Origin of the sequence: Curtobacterium sp. MCLR17_045, from assembly GCF_003234405.1 — a bacterium.
GTDB lineage: Bacteria > Actinomycetota > Actinomycetes > Actinomycetales > Microbacteriaceae > Curtobacterium > Curtobacterium flaccumfaciens.
Window position 1 is genome coordinate 50,574 of the sequence record NZ_QKTB01000008.1, and the last position, 18,700, is coordinate 69,273.

The window sequence follows — 18,700 nt, forward strand, 5'->3', positions numbered from 1 at the left end:
GGATCTGGTCATAACCGGGGGCGTGATCGGGACGGCGCGGGGTCGGGCGGGCTCGCTTGGGTGCCGACGCGGAACGACACTGTCGCCGTCGTACGACGTCGGTTCTGTCGTTTCCGTCCTCGGCACGTTCCTCCCCAGGCCTGGAGGCGCGGCTTCCCCTCCACGGATCGCCCCCGTCCGCACCGGGGCCGGGTTCCACTGCCCAGGCTGGGGACATGCGATCGAGCGCGCGTCCCGTCCTGCTGTCCGTGGTGTGCGCGGCGGTGCTGGGCGGGACCGTGCTGAGCGGGACGGTGCTGAGCGGGACGGTGCTGAGCGGGACCGTGGTGTTCAGTGCCGGGGCGTCGGTGGGCGCCGGGGCGTCGGTGGGCACTGCGACCGAGTCGGGCCGGGTCGAGGCTCGCTGGGTCTGGCCCACCGGATCGCGGGTGGTCGAGCGCGCCTGGGAAGCACCGTCCTCGGACTACACCGCCGGCCACCGGGGCCTCGACGTTCCGGCAGCCCTCGGCAGCACTGCCTCGGCGGTGGACGACGGCACGGTGGCGTTCGCCGGCGCGGTCGGCGGCCGCACCGTCGTGACCATCGACCACGGCGACGGACTGGTCAGCACGCTCGACTCGGTGACACCCCTGGTCGCCGCCGGGGACGAGGTCGTGCAGGGCGCGCCGGTCGGCCGTGTCTCGGTCGGGCACTGTCCGGCATCGGCGCCGTGCCTGCACCTCGGTGCTCGCGTCGACGGTCGCTACGTCGACCCGATGGCGTACCTCCCACCGGCCGAGTGGCCGGTGCTCCTGCCCGAGTCGGCCTGGCCCGGGTGAGTCGAGCCGACCGGAAGCCGATCGGAAGCTGACCTGCAACCGACCGGGACGCACGTCGGCCCACCGTCAGGCGCGCGGGTGTGCCGTTCGGTAGACCTCACGCAGCCGCGCCGACGACACGTGCGTGTAGATCTGCGTCGTGCCGAGGCTGGCGTGACCGAGGAGTTCCTGCACCGCGCGCAGGTCCGCTCCCCCGTCGAGCAGGTGCGTCGCCGCGGTGTGCCGGAAGGTGTGCGGCCCGCTCGGGCCCTCGCCCGGCAGATCACCGAGCAAGCGCGCCACCACGCGGTAGGCACTGCGGACGCCGAGTCGGGCGCCACGGTCGCCGAGGAACAGCGCCGCGCCTACCGGTCCCTCCGCCCGTGCTGCGAGGGCGGGCCGTCCGCGCTCGAGCCACGCCTCGAGTGCGTCCCGCGCCGGAACCCCGAACGGCACCACGCGTTCCTTGCCGCCCTTGCCGAGCACCCGCACGGTCAGGCGTCCGCGATCGATGTCGGTCACGTCGATCCCGACGAGTTCGCTGACCCGGATCGCCGCCGCGTACAGGAGCTCGACCAGGGCCAGGTCCCGCAGCGCCGTCGGGTCGTCCGTCGCCGCTCGTGCACCGAGCCCGTCGAGCAGGACGCGCACCTGGTCGGCTGACACGACGCGGGGAAGGTGCGCCCCGCCCTTCGGTGCACCGAGCCGGACCCCGGCGTCGGTCGTGGTCACCCCGGTCTCGCTCGCCCACCGCGTGAACGCCCGCACGGACGAAGACCGCCGAGCGATCGTCGACCGAGCGAGCCCCCGGTGGTCGGCGTCCCACAGCCAGTCGCGCAGGAGCTCGAGCTCGACGTCGGCGACGCGGTCGACCCCTCGGGTGTCCGCGAACGCCACGAGCTGCTCGAGGTCGTTGGCGTACGCGCGCAGGGTCTGCTCGCTGAGGCCCCGCGCGTGCCGGGCGTGCCCGAGGAAGGCGTCCACCGCCACCACCAGTCGACCGTCCGTCCGCGCAACCACGACGTCAGCGTACGGCTGTCGACCGTCATGCCCGGCCCCACCCGCCGCCGCTCGCGACGACGAGTCCCTGCAGCTGCGCCAGGGCGAGCGCGTCGGCGACGTCGGCCGTCGACATGCCTGCCCGACGGGCGATCTCGGCTTCGGGCAGAGCGCGACGGCCGAGCGCGTCGAGCACCCGGAGCACCTCGGGATCCTGCCGACCGGACAGGAGCGGTTCGTCCGGCACCGCTCCCCCGCTCGTCCCGGTCGCCGGTCGCGCCGCCGCGACCGGATCGCCGGGGTGCACGACGATCTGCGCCCGTCCCTGTGCGATGAGCCGGTGGCACCCGACCGATGCCGAGGACGCGAACGCTCCCGGGACCGCGAACACCGGCCGGCCGAGCTGCGCGGCGTGATGGGCGGTGTTGAGCGCCCCGGACCGGGCGCCCGCTTCGACCACGACCGTGACGTCGGCCAGCGCGGCGATCAGCCGGTTCCTCGCGAGGAAACGCCACCGCGTCGGTCGCGTCCCCGGAGCCGACTCGGCGAGCAACGCCCCCTGCCGCGCCACGTTGTGGAGCAGCTGCGCATTCCCCACCGGGTAGAGCTGGTCGATGCCACCGGCCAGGACGGCGACCGTGGGCGTCCCGGCGGCGACGGCGACACGGTGCGCCACCGCGTCGATGCCGTAGGCACCCCCACTCACGATGAGGCATCCCGCGTCCGCCGCCGTCGAGGTGATCTCCGCGGCGGCCTCGGCACCGGCCACCGTGTTCGCCCGGGACCCCACGACCCCCAACGCCGGCATCCCGTCGCCGAGGCGTGCACCCGTGCTGCGCGTCCAGAGGACCACCGGGGCGTGCGGCCCGAGGTCGTCCATCGCGGGCGGCCACCCGTCGCTCTCGGGGACCAGCAGTCCGGCTCCGACCGCGCCGGCCGCCGCGAGCACGTCGCCCACCTCGACGGCGGCCAATCGGGGCCGCCACCGTTCCACCGCGGTCTGCAGCACGCCGAGCAGCACCGCTGGGTCCTCGGCACCCGGCACCTCGGCGTCGACGCAGCATCCCAGCAACGAATCGAAGTCTCCGTCGGCGGCGAGCAGCACCGCACCGAGCGCGCGCTCGGGGCCGAGGCCGTTGAGGAGCTCTCCGGCGACGGAGTCCCCCGGTTCGACGATGGCCGACCACGCGACCCGCGCCGCGGCCTGCACCGGGTCCACCGCGGCACCGCTCGGCCCGAGCAGGCGCGCCACCGTGTCGAGGAGCTCCGTGCCCGCCGGCATCACAGCGCGCTCCGCAGGGCCAGGGCGCCGCGGACGTGCGCGCCCGTGGGCCGCTCCACCGCGTCGAGGTCGGCGAGCGTCCACGCCAGGCGCATGACACGGTCCCACCCGCGCATCGTCAGGGTCCCGAGGTCGAGTGCGCGATCGAGGTCTGCCGTCGACCCGGGTTCGATTCGCCCCTCGGCTCGGAGCCACGTCCCGGTGACCTCGGCATTGCGCGTCCATCCTGTGCCGTGCAGTCGCTCCGCCATGCGGGCTCGTGCTGCCGCGACCGCCGCACGCGCCAGCGCCGTCGTCGGGGTGCTGCCGTCCGCCTCCCGCATCCGACCCGTCGTCACCCGGGGCACCAGCACCCGGATGTCCATCCGGTCGAGCAGCGGCCCGGACATGCGGCCGAGGTACCGGCGGACGGTGCTCGGTGAGCACTCGCACGGCTGCCCGTGCGCACCACCGGCGTTGCCGCACGGACAGGGGTTCGCCGCCAGGACGACCTGGCAGCGTGCGGGGAACTCGGCCGCTCCCGCCGCACGGTGGATCGTGATCCGCCCGGACTCGAGCGGTTGCCGGAGCGCGTCGAGCACGGCCCGCGGGAACTCCGGTGCCTCGTCGAGGAACAGGATGCCCCCGGTGGCGCGCGACACGGCTCCGGGGCGCAGGACCCCGGATCCGCCGCCGATGAGCGAGACCGCCGACGCGGAGTGGTGCGGGGCTTCCCACGGTGGCTTCGTGCTCCACGACGCGGGGCCCAGCCCGGCGACGGACCGGACCGCGGCGACCTCGAGCGCGGTCTCGTCGTCGAGGTCGGGCAGCAGCCCGGGCAGCCGTTCGGCGAGCATGGTCTTGCCGGCGCCCGGCGGCCCGAGCAGCAGGGCATGGTGTCCACCGGCCGCCGCGGCGATGAGTGCTCGGACGCCGACCGGGTTCCCCACGACGTCCGACAGCTCGGCTACGGGACGCGGCACAGCCGTGACCGGGACCGGCAGCACCGGGTCGACCTCGACCGTCGGTAGGAGCGCCCCGGCGTCGATCGCCGCCGCCCGCAACGAGTCCACGCCCCGGATCCGGACCCCGCCGACCACACGGGCCTCGGTCAGGTTGCCGACGGGCAGCACGACGCGGTCCACACCGGCGTCACGCGCGGCGATCAACATCGGGATCACGCCGGGGACCGGACGCACCCGCCCGTCGAGGCCGAGCTCGCCGATGTAGACGATGCGCTCCGAGACGTCCGGCGCGAGACCGGCACCGGCGAGCACGGCCATAGCGATGGCGAGGTCGAACCCCGAACCGCGCTTCGGGATCGCCGCCGGGGTCAGGTTCACGGTGATGCGACGTGCGGGCAGCGGGCACCCCGCGTTCGCCGCCGCGGATCGCACACGTTCCCGTGCCTCACCCAGCGAGGTGTCGGGCAGACCGATGATGCTGAACGCCGGGAGCTGACTGGTCAGGTGCGCTTCGACCTCGATCCGGCGACCGGTGACCCCGAGCAGCGCGACCGCGGCAGCGCGCCCGATGCCGGTCACAGCACACCAGCCAGGTGCTCGACGACGGTGCGGGGACCGTCGACGTGGACCGCGACGACGTCCACCCGGACCGCGCGCGCCGAGACCTCGGGATGCGCGTCGAACCACTCGGGCACGAGTCGTCGCATCCGGGTGAGCTTCGCCGCCGTGATCGCCTCGAACGGGTGACCGGTGGCGGCACCGGAACGGGTCTTCACCTCGATGAAGGCGAGCGTGCAGGAATCCCACGCGACGATGTCGATCTCACCGCGGGCACATCGCCAGTTCCGCTCGAGCACGCGGAATCCCCGGGCTTCGAGCCAGGCCACCGCTCGCTCTTCACCGAATCGTCCGAGTCGGCCGTTCCGGAGCGACCGCCCCGGTGCTCGTTGCACGTCTTGTTCCATGTCGTTGCCTCCACGACAACGATCTCCGGAACGCACACACCGATCGGCGGACTCGGAGAGTCTGTGGAATCAGTGCGGACGAATTGCCCCTGTGGAGGAAAGAAGAAGGACCCGGGCGATCGAGATCACCCGGGTCCTGCTGCGACGAGCGTCAGTGCGCTGCTGCGTAGGCTTCCTGCACCTGCGTCGAGATGCGCCCGCGGGAGGAGACCTCGTACCCGTTCTCCTTGGCCCACTCGCGGATCTTGCCGAGTTCTTCGGAGTTGCCGCGCTTCGGGGCGGACTTCGGCGAGGAAACGCCGCCGGTGCGACGACCGGAGACCTTGCGCGCTGCGGCGATGTAGTCGGAGATCGCCTCGCGGAACTTGTCGACGTTGTCGTTCGACAGGTCGATCTCGTACGACGAGCCGTCGAACGCGAATTCGACCGTCCGGCCTTCACCGGTGGTGATGGGGGAATCGTCGAGGTCGTCGACGAGCTGGACGGTGACCTTCTGTGCCATGGGGTGCTCCTGTTCGTGGGGCGGTTATTTCCCCATCAGAATAGCGCGCACAATTCCCCGGCGGACCGGATCAGCGGCGATTCACCGAGAAAGAAGCAGGAGAAAGGAAATTGACGATCACTCGTCGAGTGCGAGTTCCTTCGGCAGTTCGAGTTCGCGCGTCGTGAGTTCCTCGACATTCACGTCCTTGAACGTGAGTACCCGGACACCCTTCACGAACCGGTCGGAACGGTAGACGTCCCAGACCCAGACGTCGTTCATCGTCAGTTCGAAGTAGAAGTCGTGCTCCGTGTCACGGCGCACGAGTTCGACCTCGTTCGCCAGGTAGAAACGGCGCTCCGTCTCGACCACGTAGCGGAACTGCGACACCACGTCGCGGTACTCGCGGTACAGGGCCAGCTCGACCTCGCGGTCGTAGTCGTCGAATTCGTCCTCATCCATTGCGCCCACAGTCTACGGCGACGGAGGCCCGTGCGGACGACGGGCTCAACCGGCGAGGGCGTCGAGTTCGTCGAACCCGTCCAGCGCGACGCTCGAGGCCTGGTGCAACCAGGACTTCCGGTGCAGCGCGTGCGCCCCGATCGCCCGGATCGCGTCGTAGTGCGCCGTCGAGCCGTAGCCCTTGTTCGACACCCACCCGTAGTGCGGAGCCTCGTCGTGCGCGGAGATCATGAGCGCGTCACGAGCGACCTTCGCCACCACCGACGCCGCGGCCACCGAGGCGCAGTCGCGGTCGGCCTTGACCCGGACGACGACCTCGAGCGGATCGGCGGCCGGACGGAGCGACGTGGGCAGCGCGCGGCTCAACCAGTCGAACGAGCCGTCGAGCACCACCACCGCGCCGTCGAGGGACACCCCGTCGGCGACCAGGGAGCCGAGCGCCCGCGCACCGGCTGCGCCGAGGGCCGGGACGATGCCCTGCTGGTCGACGAAGTCCGCCGACGCCATGCCGACCGCCGTGCGCGCCCAGCGCTGCACGACGGGCACGAGGTCGGTCCGGCGCGCCTCCGACAGCAGCTTCGAGTCCGCGAGCCCCTGGGGCACACGACCGATGTCGAGCGTCACCGCGGCCACACCGACGCCGACCGGACCGGCGATGGCGCCACGGCCGACCTCGTCCATGCCGATGACCGTCACGCGGCCCTCGGCGAGCAGACGTTTCTCGAGCCGGAGCGACGGACGGACGGCGGTCACTCGTCACGCTCCTCCACGCCGGCGAACACCTCGGGGTGGTCGTCGAGCCACGTCCAGCGGCTCGCCGGCCACGAGATGACGAACGCGCGACCCGTGACGTCGGACATCGGGACGAAGCCCTTCGACGGGGTGTCGCCGTTGTACCGGGAGTCCTTCGAGTCGTTCCGGTTGTCGCCCATCACCCAGATGGTGCCCTTCGGCACGGTGACCGAGAAGTCGGTCGCCGAGGCCGGGGCGCCGGCGGGTAGCTTCAGGTACGGCTCCTTGATCGGCACACCGTTCACCGACATCTGCCCGAGGTCGTTGCAGCAGGACACCTTGTCACCGGGCAGACCGATGACGCGCTTGATCAGGTGGTCGTCGCTGTCACCGGTGCCGAGACCGACCTGGGTCAGTGCCCAGTCGATGGCCTTCGCGGGCTGGGTGTCCGGCGTGACGCTCGGCACCTCGGACCCGGTGAGCCAACCGCCCGGGTCCTTGAAGACGACGACGTCTCCCCGCTTCAGTGCCACGGCGCCGGGGACGAGCTCGTTCACGATGACGCGGTCGTTGATCTGGAGCGTGTTCTCCATCGACGCCGACGGGATGTAGAACGACCGGATCAGGAACGTCTTCACCAGGAACGACACGAGCAGCGCCGCGATGAAGATGATGACGAGGTCGCGGAGGAATGTGAGGACACCGTTCCGTTGCTTCTCGGCACGTGGCCTGCGCCCGGAATCCTCTGTCGTGTCCGTCATTTCCGCTCTCGTTCGAACCACTGACTCCCCGCAAATGGGAAGAGCCCCCCGTCGATGCACAACCGTACATGGACGAGGGGCTCGCAGCGGCGTCCGGCTCGCGGACGTTCACTGTGAAGGCGATCAGGCGTCGCGCTTCTCCTTGATCTTGCGGCGGGCCGCCTTGCCGCGGAGCTCGCGCAGGTAGTAGAGCTTCGCACGACGGACGTCACCCTTGGTGACGATCTCGATGTGGTCGATGATCGGCGAGTGCACCGGGAACCAGCGCTCGACGCCGACCTGGAAGCTCACCTTGCGGACCTTGAAGGTCTCGCCGATGCCGTGGCCCTGACGGCCGATGACGACTCCCTGGAAGACCTGGATACGCGAGCGCGTGCCTTCGATGATGTTGACGTGCACCTTGATGGTGTCGCCGGGACGGAAGTCCGGGACGTCGGTACGCAGCGATGCTGCGTCGACGTTGTCGAGGAGCTGGCTCATGGTGGGTTTCACTCTCTGCGGACGCGCACGGGTCGCCGCGGATCGAAGGTTCGGAAAGTGGTGGTGCGTGCCCGGTGTCGGCGACTCCCCCGTGGCAGAGTCCAGCCAGGGCACAGCGTTCAATACTGCCACAGAGAGCGCGGGAGACAAAACGACGAGGATGGACCCATGATCGAACTCCGCACCCCCGCCGAGCTGGACGGACTCCGCGTCGCCGGTCGGTTCGTGGCCGACGTCCTCGACGAGCTGCTCGAGACCGTCGACGTCGGCGTCAACCTGCTCGACCTCGACCGCGTCGCGGCCAGGATGATCGCCGAACGCGGCGCGGAGAGCTGCTACGTCGACTACCACCCGTCGTTCGGCATGTCGCCGTTCGGCAAGAACCTCTGCACCTCGGTGAACGACGCCGCCCTGCACGGCCTGCCGCACGACCGCACCCTGCAGGACGGCGACCTGGTGAGCCTGGACTTCGCCGCGAGCGTGGACGGCTGGGTCGCGGACTCCGCCGTCAGCGTCCAGGTCGGCACACCGCGCGACGAGGACCAGGCACTGATCGCCACGGTCGAACGGGCACTGGCCGCCGGCATCGCCCAGGCGGCTCCCGGCAACAAACTCGGCGACGTCTCGCACGCCATCGGTCACGTGGCGCACCAGGCCGGTCACGACGTGAACCTGCAGTTCGGCGGGCACGGCGTCGGTCGCACGATGCACGGGGACCCGCACGTGCCGAACGACGGCCGCCCGGGTCGCGGCCTGAAGCTCCGGCCGGGTCTGGTCGTCGCGATCGAGCCGTGGCTCATGCAGACCACCGACGAGCTCTACCAGGACGACGACGGCTGGACGCTGCGCAGCGTCGACGGCTCGCGTGCCGCGCACGTCGAGCACACGGTCGCGGTCACCGAGGCCGGCCCCGAGGTCCTGACCCTGCGTCGCGCCCAGCGCGACCAGTAGCGAGCCTGGAGGCGCGGCACCAGCTGGCACCGCGCCTCCAGTCCGTCACGCGTCGTCCCCACCCCACGGAAGCGACAGATCTCGCGGCCCGCGGACCGTCACAACAGCGAAAGCGACAGATCTCCGCGGATGTTCCGCGGAGATCTGTCGCTTTCGCGAGACGGGTGACGCTACGCGTCGGGCAGCAGGTCCGGACGGACGCGCCGCGTCCGCTCCAGCTGCTGCTCGTGCCGCCAGGCACCGACGCGGGCGTGGTGCCCGCTGAGCAGGACGTCGGGGACGTCGAGGCCGCGCCACGACGCGGGCTTGGTGTACGAGGGGTACTCGAGCAGGCCGTCCTCGTGGGACTCCTCGACCAGCGACTCGGGGTTGCCGACGACACCGGGGACGAGTCGTCCGACGGCCTCGATCATCGCCATCGCAGCGACCTCGCCACCGTTCAGCACGTAGTCGCCGAGCGAGAGCTCGACGACGGTGGCGCGCGACGACGCCCACTCGAAGACGCGGGCGTCGATGCCCTCGTACCGCCCGCAGGCGAACACGAGGTGCTCCGACGTCGACGCGAGGGACCGCGCGATGGACTGCGTGAAGGGCGTGCCGGCCGGCGTCGGGACCACCAGGGTCGACGAGCCGTCGGGCCGGAAGAGCGCTTCGAGTGCCTGCGCCCACGGCTCCGGCTTCATCACCATGCCGGCGCCACCGCCGTACGGGGTGTCGTCGACGGTGCGGTGCCGGTCGGTGGTCCACGATCGCAGGTCGTGCACGTGCAGGTCGAGGAGACCGCCGGAGCGGGCCTTGCCCAGCAGGGACACGTCGAGCACGGAGAAGAACTCCGGGAAGATCGTGACGATGTCGATCCGCACGGGGACTAGTCCGTGACCGTCTCGGGGCGCGAGGTGTCCTCGGGATCCTCGAACAGGCCCTGCGGCGGCGTGACCGTGACGGTGCCGGCCGCGATGTCGACCGCCGGCACGATGGCCGAGACGAACGGCACGAGGACCTCGCCGCGAGACGGCGTGTCGATCGCGAGCAGGTCCTGTGCGGGCATGTGGTCCACACGGGCGACCGTGCCGACCTCGACGCCGTCACGCAGGACCTTGAGCCCGACGAGCTGGTGGTCGTACCAGGCGTCGTCCTCACCGGTCTCGGCGTCGGCGTCCTGCTCGACCCAGAGGATGATGCGCGCCAGGGACTCGGCCGCGGTGCGGTCGTCGATCCCGGCGAAGAACGCGACGGGGTGACCGTTGTACCAGCGGAGTTCGTCCAGCTCGAGGGTCTTGCCCGACCACGGTGAGTCGTCGGGGACCTGGAGCGTGAAGGTGGCGCCCGGGGTGAACCGACGATCCGGGTCGTCGGTGTAGAGCTCGAGCTTGATGCCGCCCTTGAGCCCGTGCGCCTTCGTGATTCGACCCACCCGGAGCTGGGTCGTCTCCCTAGGAATCGGTGTCCACCACGTCGACCCGCACGCGCTTGCCGTCGGCCAGGGCCGTGACGAGCGTGCGGAGCGCCTTGGCGGTGCGCCCGGCGCGACCGATCACGCGGCCGAGGTCCTCGGGGTGCACGCGCACCTCGAGGACCTCGCCGCGTGGGGAGGTGGAGCTGGCGACGCGCACGTCGTCAGGGTGATCGACGATCCCCTTGACGAGGTGCGTCAGCGCGGATTCGAGCAAGGACTACGCCTCGGTCGTCTCGTCGGCGGTCTCGGCGTCGTCGGCCTTGGCAGCGGGAGCCGTCTTCTCCGACTTCGGCTTGAGCACGGCCTTCTTCGAGGAGTCGACCTGGAAGGCCGGCTTCGGCTCGGCGACCTTGACCTTGGACTCGGTGTCCTTCTCGCCCTTGAACTTGGCCCAGTCGCCGGTCAGCTTGAGGAGGGCCGCGACCTGCTCGGTCGGCTGCGCGCCGACGCCGAGCCAGTAGAGCGCACGCTCGGACTCGATCTTGATGACCGAGGGCTCCTCGGTCGGGTGGTACTGACCGATCTCCTCGAGGACACGACCATCGCGCTTGGTGCGCGAGTCGGCGACGACGATGCGGTAGTAGGGCGCACGGATCTTACCGAGACGCTTCAGACGGATCTTGACAGCCACAATTGCTCCTGTTTGCTTTCGTTGTGGTTGAACTGGAACCGCGGGCGTGGGGGCACACACGGCGAAAGCTCGAGAGAGATCGCTCACAGCTGGATAGAGGGTCGAGCTGCGGCGATTCGACCGTTCATTCTTGCAGATTCCCGGCCGTGATGCGAGCCGACTCGCTACGGCGCGAGCCGCCGCACCGCTTCGAGGGCCTCGGACGTCGCCCGGACCGCGTCCACGCTCCGTGCGTCACGCGCGCCGCCGACGACGGCGTACGGCACGCCGGCGGCCTGGAGGCCCGTCACGAGTCCGTCAGGCGCGTCGCCCTCGGCGTCGGTCGCGCGCTCCTGCCCGGCGCAGACCACGACGGTGTCCGCCGGGACGCCGACCTCGTCCCCGTGCTCGTCGCGGATCCAGAGCACCCCGGGTTCGATGCGCAGGTACTCCTGCACGCCGCCGACCATCCGCACCCCGGCGTCCCGCAGCCGACCGATCGCGACCCAGCGCGAGGTGATGCCGATCCCCTGGCCGAACTTGCCCGAACGCCGGAGCACCGTCACCTGCGACCCCGGTCGGGTGGTGCGCCGTGCCGCGGGGAGCCGCTGCGGCACGTCGCCGACGAGCTCCTCGGACACGTCGAGGTCCCAGCGGGCCGCGAACTCGGCGGCCCGGACGACCTCGTCGGGCGACTCGGTCAGGAACGCCGCGGTGTCCACGCCGATGCCGCCGCCGCCGATGATCGCGACGGTGCCCTCGGGGACCCCCTGGTGGAGTGCCTGCTCGTAGGACAGCACGTGCGGCAGGTCGCTGCCGGGGACATCGATGCTCCGCGGGACCACCCCGGCCGCGAGCACGACGGCGTCGCTGTCGACGAGGTCCCGAGCCGTGGCCGGGCGTCCGAGGTGGATCGTGGCGCCCCGCTCCGCGAGCTCGGCACGTGCGGACCGCACCGTGGCGGCGTAGTCCTCCTTCCCCGGGACGAGTGCGGCGAGACCGAACTGGCCGCCGAGGCGGTCGGACGCCTCCCAGACGGTGACGTCGTGGCCCCGGCGGGCGGCGTCCACCGCGGCGGCGAGCCCGGCCGGTCCGCCACCGACGACGTCGACGCGCTTCGGGTCGGTGGTCGGGCGGGCGGGGAAGGCAACCTCGCGGGCGGCACGGGGGTTCACGAGGCAGGACACCGGTGCGCCGATGATCGAACGGTCGAGGCACGCTTGGTTGCAGCCGATGCAGGTGTTCACCAGGGCGAACCCGCCCGCGAGCGAGCGCGACACGATGGCGGGGTCGGCGAGGAACGGCCGGGCGAGGGCGACGGCGTCGATCAGTCCGTCGCTGAGCACGGCCTCGCCGTCGCGCAGGTCCGTCATCCGGTTCGACGCGATCACGCGGACGTCCGGGTACGGGGACGCGCGCACCACCGCGGCGATCCGTGTCGCGTACGCCAGCCAGGCCCCGTGCGGCACCGAGGCCTGCACGGTCGGGGTGCGGGACTCGTGCCAGCCGATGCCCACCGAGATGCCGTCGAGTCCGAGCGGCAGCAGATCGTGCACGAGCGCGTCGACCTCGTCCTCGGTCGACGAGCCGGGCATCAGGTCGGCGCCGGACAGCCGGATCGTCACGGCGAGCTCGGGCACCGCGGCGCGCACGGCCCGGACGACCTCGATCGCGAAGCGCCGACGCCGTTCCGCGTCACCGCCCCACTCGTCGTCGCGCAGGTTCGTCAGCGGTGACTGGAACTGGTTGATCAGGTACCCCTCGGACGCCATGATCTCGACGCCGTCGAACCCGATCGCGCGGGCGGTGCGGGCCGCGGCGGCGAAGTCCTCGATGGTCCGCTCGACCTCGGCCGACGTCAGCTCGGTCGGCACCACACCGCGGGCGGCCCCCCACGGCAGGGCCGAGGGCGCCACGACGCGCTGCGGGTCGCCGTGCCGGTCGACCATGCCCGACGCGAGCGCGTACCGCCCGGCGTGGAACAGCTGCGCGAGGATCGTCCCGCCCTCGTCGTGCACGGCGTCGACCGCCACCCGGAACCGCTCGTCGGCTCCCCCGACGCCGAACACCGCGAAGTCCGGACCGCCGCGGGCCTCGTCGTTCACCGCGATCCCGCCGGTGATGATGCACGCCGCCCCGCCGGCCGCCCGTTCGCGGTAGAAGGCGGCCATGCCGGCTCCACCGTCGTCGTGTACCTCGAGCCCGGTGTGCATCGACCCCATCACCACCCGGTTCGCCAGGTGCAGGGGGCCGAGGGTCCAGGGTGTCGCGACGGTCCGGAGGGACTCCGGCACGACGGGGGCGGAAGCGACGCTGCTCATGCGCCTATTCTGCGGTGTCCGCGGCCGGAGCGTCGGCCGGCAGCACCGCGTCGCGGAGGGGCGACGTCGTGTCCGACCAGTACGGCGGTGCGATGACCGTCAGCCCGCCGTCGACCGAGAGCACCTGCCCGGTGATGTACCCGGCCTTGTCCGACAGCAGGAAGTCGACGGCGTCGGCCATGTCATCGGCCGTCCCGGGGCGCTGCAGCGGGAGCTTCTCGAGCACGGTGTCCTTCGGCGCCTGGCCGGGGACCTTCGTGTAGAAGTACTCGAGCGAGTCGGTGTCGATGAGGCCGCCGTTCACCGCGTTGACCGTGATCTGACGCGGACCGAACTCCACCGCCATGTACTTCATGTACGCCTCGCTCATGGCCTTGGCGGCACCGAGTGCGGCGTAGGTCGGGAATGCCCGGAGTGATCCGTACGAGGTCACGACGACGATGCGGCCGCCCCGGTCCATGAGTTCCGCGGCGCGCTGGGCGCCGAGCACGAACGAGCGGGCGTTCGTGGCGTAGCTGCGGTCGAGGTGGTGCAGCTTGAGGTCGGCGACGGGCTTGAACGCGCTGGCGGCGGCGTTCGCCACGAACATGTCGAGGCGTCCGTAGGTGTCGCGCACCAGGTCGAACAGGGCGTCGATCGACTCCGGCTGCTCGATGTCGACCTGCGCCGTGATGCCGTCGCCGCCGGCCGCCCTGACGTCGGCGAGGGACTCCTCGGCCAGGTCGGCGTTGCCCTTGTACGTCACCACGACGGTGACGCCGCGCTGGCCGAGCTTCTGCGCGAGCAGGCGGCCGATGCCGCGCGAAGCGCCGGTGATCAGTGCGATGGGCGAGCTGAGTGCGATGGGTGCGTTGGTGCTGTCGGTCACTGCGGTCCTTCAGGTGAGTGGGAGACGGACGGGAGGCACGGGGCGGGCCCGCCACGGGCCTCCTGTCCGGTGGTTGGGTGCGGTCTAGAACCCGGCCTTGCCGGTCACGACGGCGCGGCCGACGACCAGCTTCTGGATCTCGTTGGTGCCCTCTTCGAAGCGCTGCGCGCGTGCGTCGCGGTAGACGCGCTCGATGGCGTTGCGCTTCCAGTAGCCCTGCCCGCCGTGCACCTGCAGGGCCTTGTCGGTGACGCGCGCGAGCATGTCGACGGCGACCATCTTCGAGGCACTGGACAGGGTGCCGGCGTCGGGGCGGTCGTCCTCGTAGGCGCGAGCGGCCTCGAGCACCAGGGCGCGTGCTGCGGCGATGTCGGCGTAGTTCTCGGCCAGGTAGAACTGGATCGCCTGCCGGCTGGAGAGCCGCTTGCCGAAGGTCTCGCGCTTGTTCGCATACTCGACGGCGAGCTCGTTCGCCCGCTCCGCGAGCCCGACGGCGCTCATCGCGACGGACACCCGGCTCGGCAGCAGGAAGCCGCCGAGCGCGACCTCGAGACCCTGGCCCTCGGCGCCGAGCAGTGCACTCGCCGGCACGGGCACGTTGGTGAAGCGCAGGATCGCGTGGTCGGTGCCACGGATGCCCATGGTGTCGGAGTCGTCGATCACCTCGGCACCCGGCAGCCCGTTGTTCGGCATGAGGAACGCGACCGTGCCGTCCTGGCCGCTCGTCCCCTCGAGGCGGGCGGCGATGAGCCAGTAGTCGGCCTTGACGCCGAAGGTGATGAGGTGCTTCTCGCCGTTCATCACGTAGGTGTCGCCCTCGCGCCGGACGGTCGTGCGGATGTCCGCTCCGGTGCCCGCGGTGGCCTCGGTCAGGGTGAACGCGACGAGCGTGTCCCCCGCGACGGACGGCTTGACGACCTGCTCGATCTGCTCCGGCGTCGCGTAGGGAGCCATCGCGCGCCAGGTGCCGTTGATGACGTGCACGAGCATGCGGATGGAGGCGTGCGAGCGGGAGACGACCTCCATGATCTCGAGGTAGCGCGAGAACGGGATCGCCCGTCCGCCGAGCTCCGTCGGGGCGGCGAGGCTGAGCCACCCGTTCTCCTTGAGTTCCTGGAACAGCTCCGGGGCGACCCGGCCGGTGCGCTCGATCTCGTCCGCCCACTCCTCGCCGGGGCCGCGGACCCACTCGGTGACCTCGGCCTTGAGCTGCTGGAAGGCGGCTTCGTCGAAGCCCGTGCTCGTCTGCTCGACGATCGTCATCGTGTCTCATTCTCCTTCGTCGCGACGAGCGCGGCCGCCTGCTCGCGCAGGATGTTCTTCTGGACCTTGCCGACCGCGTTGCGCGGCAGCTCGGTGGTGTACTCGAGTCGTTCCGGCCAGTAGTACTTGCTCACGCCGGCCGTGTCGAGGTACTGCTGCATCCCGGCGAAGTCGAGCGGCTCGTCCGCGCGGGCGTTCACGACCCACGCGCAGGCACGCTCACCGAGCCGCTCGTCCGGCATCGCCACGATCGCGACGTCCGTGACCAGCGGGTGCTGGTACAGCAGGTTCTCGATCTCGACGACGGGGATCTTCTCGCCGCCGCGGTTGATGACGTCCTTCACCCGTCCGGTGATCGACAGGAAGCCCTTCTCGTCGACCTTCGCCAGGTCGCCGGTCCGGTACCAGCCGTCCGCGGTGAACACGTCGTCGGTCAGGTCCGGACGGTCGAGGTAGCCCGCGAACATCGTCGGCGAGTGCAGCTCGAAGTTGCCCTCGGTCCCGGCGGGCAGCTCGATCCCCGCGTCGTCGACGATGCGGATCGCGATGCCCGGCAGTGCCCGGCCGTCGTGACCGTACGCGTCGGCGGGGTCGTCGCTCGGGCTGGACAGGGCTCCGAGACACGTCTCGCTCGTCCCGAAGGCGCCGAGGATGGCGCTGCCGAGCACCGTGCTCGCTCCCTGGGCCAGTGCGCGGGGCACCGCGGCGCCCGTCGGCACGAAGATCCGGAGCGACTCGGGCTGCGGAGCACCGGCCTCGACCAGGTCGACGAGGTCGGTCAGGAACGGCGTCGCGCACTGCACGAAGGACGCCCGTGCGACGCCGAACGCCTGCTCGAGTGCGACGCGGCCGTCCCACACCGGCTGGATGACCTGCGGGGCACCGAGGCGGAACGCCAGCAGCATGCCGTACAGGAACCCGGTCTGGTGGGCGAGCGGCGACGGGATGTAGATGCGGTCGGCGCTGGTCAGCCCGGACTGCGCCACGTGCATGGCGGTCGCGAGCCCGAGCGTGCGGTGCGGGTGCTGCACGCCCTTCGGCTCCCCCGTGGTGCCGGAGGTGAAGAGCAGCTGGCAGACGTCGTCCGGCCCGGGAGCGTGCGACGCGATCTCGTCGACGTCGACGTGCACGGCGGCGAGGGCGTTCTCAAAGTAGCGCCAGTGCCAGTCGCTCGCCACGACCCGTTCCAGGGCGTCGGCGGGCAGCGGCGGCTGGTTCGTCGGGGTGTCCCCCTGCCCGCGGGCCTCGGCGCGGAGCACGATGACGTGCTCGAGCGACAGGCGGCGGTCCTGCGCGGCGGCCTCGTCGATGACGTCGAGGAGTTCGAGCGCGGGACGGCGCTTCCGGAACACGTTCGGCAGGAAGACCACGCGGGCCTTCGAACGCGCCAGCGTCATCGTGGTCTCGCGGGGACCGAACACCGGCATGATCGGGGTCGCGACGGCGCCGATCTGGATCGCACCGAGGGTGATCGACACGAACTCGCGCCAGTTCGGCAGCTGCATCGCGACGAATTCACCCGTGCGCACGCCGAGTTCGAGCAGCAGGGCGGAGACCCGGTCGGCCTCGTCCTGCAGCTCCTTCCACGTGGTGTTCACGGGCGTCGCACCGCCGACCTCGATCACGGCGAGGCCGTCGGGGTCGGTCTGGGCCAGGGCACGGACCCGCTCGCTCAGGACGAGGGGGTCGGCGTCGACGCCGGCGAGCTCGGGCACGGCGACGGCGGGCTGCGGGGCGGTGGGCTGCGGGCCGGCGGGCTGCGGGCCGGCGGGCTGCGGGGCGGTGGGCTGCGCGGTGGGCTGTGCGAGCGGCTGCTCTGTTGGCTCGGGCGCCGCAGACGTCTCGAGGGGCGTGCCCAGGTGCGTGCGGACCCCGTCGGCCTCGGCGGCGTCGATCCGGTCGTCCCGCGCCGCCTGGGCTGCGAGCCGGTCACCGACGGACATGTCGAGCCCGACGGAGTTCATCGCCTCGAGGAACGTCGGGTAGGAGATCCGGTAGGCACGCGGGTAGGTCAGGCCGGACACCCCGTCGGCACTCGACGCCGCGACCGCGAGGGACATCAGCACGCGGTGGTCGTTGAACGAGGACATCGGCGCACCGTGCAACCCGGCCGCACCGACACCGGTGACCCGCAGCTCGTCCGCACCCTGCTCGGCACGGCCGCCCATCCGGTTCAGCTGGAGCATCGCCGCGACCCGGTCGGACTCCTTCAGCCGGATGTGCGCCACGTTCCACAGTCGGCTCGTGCCCTCGGCGAAGGTCGCCATCGTCGACAGCACCGGCAGCAGGTCCGGGATCGGACGGCAGTCGACGTCGAGCGGCCGGAGCGGCGACCCGTCGTGCTCGATCCGGACGAAGCCGGTCTCCTCGTCGATCCGCATCGGGACACCCATCGCGGTCGCGAGGTCCAGGAACTCGCTCTCCGGGTGGTCGGTCTCGGCCGTCGTCGTGGCCGTCATGCCGCGCAGCAGCACGTTCGACTCACGGGTGCCGGCCGCCGCGATGCCGAACGCTGCGGAGCCGATGTCGGGCGGGACGACGTAGTCGTGCGGGGTGGCCTGCTGGCCCGCCGGGATCCGGTACTCGAGCCAGTCCTCGGAGACCTCGACCGTCAGGCCGAACTGCCGCATCATCCGCACGGTGAGCTCGACGTAGGGCTGCTCGTTGAGCCGCCCGCCGGTGATGTGGATCCGCGTCTCGTGCTCGGCGAACGGTGCCACCAGCAGCAGCCCGGACACCCACTGCGACAGGGTGCCGGCGATCGTCACGTCACCGCCGCGCGGACGCTTCGGCTGCACGGTGACGGGCGGGCAGTCGTTCGTCGCCTCGAGCTCCACCCCCATCTGCGTCAGCGAGGTGAGCAGCGCCTTGATCGGGCGGCGCTGGAAGTACTTCATGCCCGACAGGGTCATCGGGCGGTCGGCCAACGAGGCGAGCCCGGTCATGAAGTAGAGCGTGGTGCCCGAGGACCCCATGTTGAGCAGTCCGTCGGCACCGCGCGAGCCGTGGTCCACGACATCGGTGGCCTGGTACCGGCCGCCCAGTCCGGTCACGTGGTACGCGTTCCCACGACGCTTGACGTCGACGCCGAGCGCCCTGAGCGTGCCCACGGTCCACTCCACCTGTCGCGTCGCGCTCACCCCGGAGACGACACTCGTCCCCTTCGCGAGCGACGCGAGCACCAGCGCGCGGTGCGCGTGGTACTTCGAGACCGGGATGTCGAGTTCTCCGACGAGCGGGGCGTTCGTCCCGCGCACCACCAACTGCATGCGTACCTCTTCCCTGTAGGAACATTTCAACGGTACGCCCACAGTGGAACTAGTTGCAG

General features: G+C 71.3%; 19 protein-coding genes. 2 read left to right on the forward strand and 17 right to left on the reverse strand.

The genetic code is table 11. From position 1 onward, the window contains the following. The first annotated feature begins 215 nt into the window (after nt 1–215). Entirely contained in the window at nt 216–818 is a 603-nt protein-coding gene (locus tag DEJ05_RS07520; RefSeq protein ID WP_111110122.1) for a murein hydrolase activator EnvC, read from the forward strand. 66 nt (nt 819–884) lie between these two features. On the opposite strand, the gene DEJ05_RS07525 is transcribed toward DEJ05_RS07520, so the two are convergent. The 9 genes from DEJ05_RS07525 to rplS form a co-directional block, all read right to left on the reverse strand. Beyond that, nucleotides 885–1,817, reverse strand: a complete 933-nt coding sequence (locus tag DEJ05_RS07525) for a tyrosine recombinase XerC (protein WP_111110123.1) — start codon at nt 1,815–1,817, stop codon at nt 885–887. A 25-nt stretch (nt 1,818–1,842) separates the two neighbouring features. Next, nucleotides 1,843–3,078, reverse strand: coding sequence for a DNA-processing protein DprA (gene dprA / locus DEJ05_RS07530; RefSeq protein ID WP_111110124.1), 1,236 nt, complete (start codon nt 3,076–3,078; stop codon nt 1,843–1,845). Beyond that, nucleotides 3,078–4,601, reverse strand: a complete 1,524-nt coding sequence (locus tag DEJ05_RS07535; RefSeq protein WP_111094580.1) for a YifB family Mg chelatase-like AAA ATPase — start codon at nt 4,599–4,601, stop codon at nt 3,078–3,080. The genes dprA and DEJ05_RS07535 overlap by 1 nt, the downstream gene beginning before the upstream one ends. Next, entirely contained in the window at nt 4,598–4,975 is a 378-nt protein-coding gene (locus DEJ05_RS07540) for a YraN family protein (RefSeq protein WP_244993148.1), read from the reverse strand. Before DEJ05_RS07540 ends, DEJ05_RS07535 begins: the two co-directional genes overlap by 4 nt. A 163-nt stretch (nt 4,976–5,138) precedes the next feature. Then, nucleotides 5,139–5,489, reverse strand: coding sequence for an Lsr2 family protein (locus tag DEJ05_RS07545; protein WP_111110125.1), 351 nt, complete (start codon nt 5,487–5,489; stop codon nt 5,139–5,141). Nucleotides 5,490–5,606: 117 nt separating this feature from the next. Next, complete coding sequence (locus DEJ05_RS07550) at nt 5,607–5,930, reverse strand: DUF2469 family protein (RefSeq protein WP_017888251.1); 324 nt, start codon at nt 5,928–5,930, stop codon at nt 5,607–5,609. A 45-nt stretch (nt 5,931–5,975) separates the two neighbouring features. Next, entirely contained in the window at nt 5,976–6,683 is a 708-nt protein-coding gene (locus tag DEJ05_RS07555; protein ID WP_111110126.1) for a ribonuclease HII, read from the reverse strand. After that, nucleotides 6,680–7,423: a signal peptidase I gene (gene lepB / locus DEJ05_RS07560; RefSeq protein WP_027465880.1), complete on the reverse strand. Its 744-nt coding sequence runs from the start codon at nt 7,421–7,423 to the stop codon at nt 6,680–6,682. The genes DEJ05_RS07555 and lepB overlap by 4 nt, the downstream gene beginning before the upstream one ends. A 123-nt stretch (nt 7,424–7,546) precedes the next feature. Continuing rightward, nucleotides 7,547–7,903, reverse strand: coding sequence for a 50S ribosomal protein L19 (gene rplS / locus DEJ05_RS07565; RefSeq protein ID WP_017888254.1), 357 nt, complete (start codon nt 7,901–7,903; stop codon nt 7,547–7,549). 168 nt (nt 7,904–8,071) lie between these two features. Here rplS and map point away from each other — a divergent pair, with 168 nt between their 5' ends. Continuing rightward, complete coding sequence (gene map / locus DEJ05_RS07570; protein ID WP_110863976.1) at nt 8,072–8,854, forward strand: type I methionyl aminopeptidase; 783 nt, start codon at nt 8,072–8,074, stop codon at nt 8,852–8,854. A gap of 170 nt (nt 8,855–9,024) precedes the next feature. Here map and trmD read toward each other — a convergent pair whose 3' ends face one another. The 8 genes from trmD to aroA all read right to left on the reverse strand — a co-directional run bounded on the left by trmD (nt 9,025) and on the right by aroA (nt 18,641). Then, nucleotides 9,025–9,717, reverse strand: a complete 693-nt coding sequence (trmD, locus tag DEJ05_RS07575) for a tRNA (guanosine(37)-N1)-methyltransferase TrmD (RefSeq protein ID WP_110863975.1) — start codon at nt 9,715–9,717, stop codon at nt 9,025–9,027. Nucleotides 9,718–9,722: 5 nt separating this feature from the next. After that, nucleotides 9,723–10,268: a ribosome maturation factor RimM gene (rimM, locus tag DEJ05_RS07580; RefSeq protein WP_171907871.1), complete on the reverse strand. Its 546-nt coding sequence runs from the start codon at nt 10,266–10,268 to the stop codon at nt 9,723–9,725. 19 nt (nt 10,269–10,287) lie between these two features. Then, complete coding sequence (locus DEJ05_RS07585) at nt 10,288–10,524, reverse strand: RNA-binding protein (protein WP_017888258.1); 237 nt, start codon at nt 10,522–10,524, stop codon at nt 10,288–10,290. Between the two features lie 3 nt (nt 10,525–10,527). Then, nucleotides 10,528–10,941, reverse strand: a complete 414-nt coding sequence (rpsP, locus tag DEJ05_RS07590; RefSeq protein ID WP_027465884.1) for a 30S ribosomal protein S16 — start codon at nt 10,939–10,941, stop codon at nt 10,528–10,530. A 164-nt stretch (nt 10,942–11,105) separates the two neighbouring features. Beyond that, nucleotides 11,106–13,241: an FAD-dependent oxidoreductase gene (locus DEJ05_RS07595; RefSeq protein ID WP_111110127.1), complete on the reverse strand. Its 2,136-nt coding sequence runs from the start codon at nt 13,239–13,241 to the stop codon at nt 11,106–11,108. A gap of 4 nt (nt 13,242–13,245) precedes the next feature. Continuing rightward, nucleotides 13,246–14,109 carry an SDR family oxidoreductase gene (locus tag DEJ05_RS07600; protein ID WP_111110128.1) on the reverse strand — a complete coding sequence of 288 codons (864 nt, stop codon included), beginning with the start codon at nt 14,107–14,109 and terminating at the stop codon, nt 13,246–13,248. An 84-nt stretch (nt 14,110–14,193) separates the two neighbouring features. Further along, nucleotides 14,194–15,372 carry an acyl-CoA dehydrogenase family protein gene (locus DEJ05_RS07605; protein ID WP_111029152.1) on the reverse strand — a complete coding sequence of 393 codons (1,179 nt, stop codon included), beginning with the start codon at nt 15,370–15,372 and terminating at the stop codon, nt 14,194–14,196. Then, entirely contained in the window at nt 15,369–18,641 is a 3,273-nt protein-coding gene (gene aroA / locus DEJ05_RS07610) for a 3-phosphoshikimate 1-carboxyvinyltransferase (protein WP_111110129.1), read from the reverse strand. Before aroA ends, DEJ05_RS07605 begins: the two co-directional genes overlap by 4 nt. Nucleotides 18,642–18,700 lie beyond the last annotated feature (59 nt).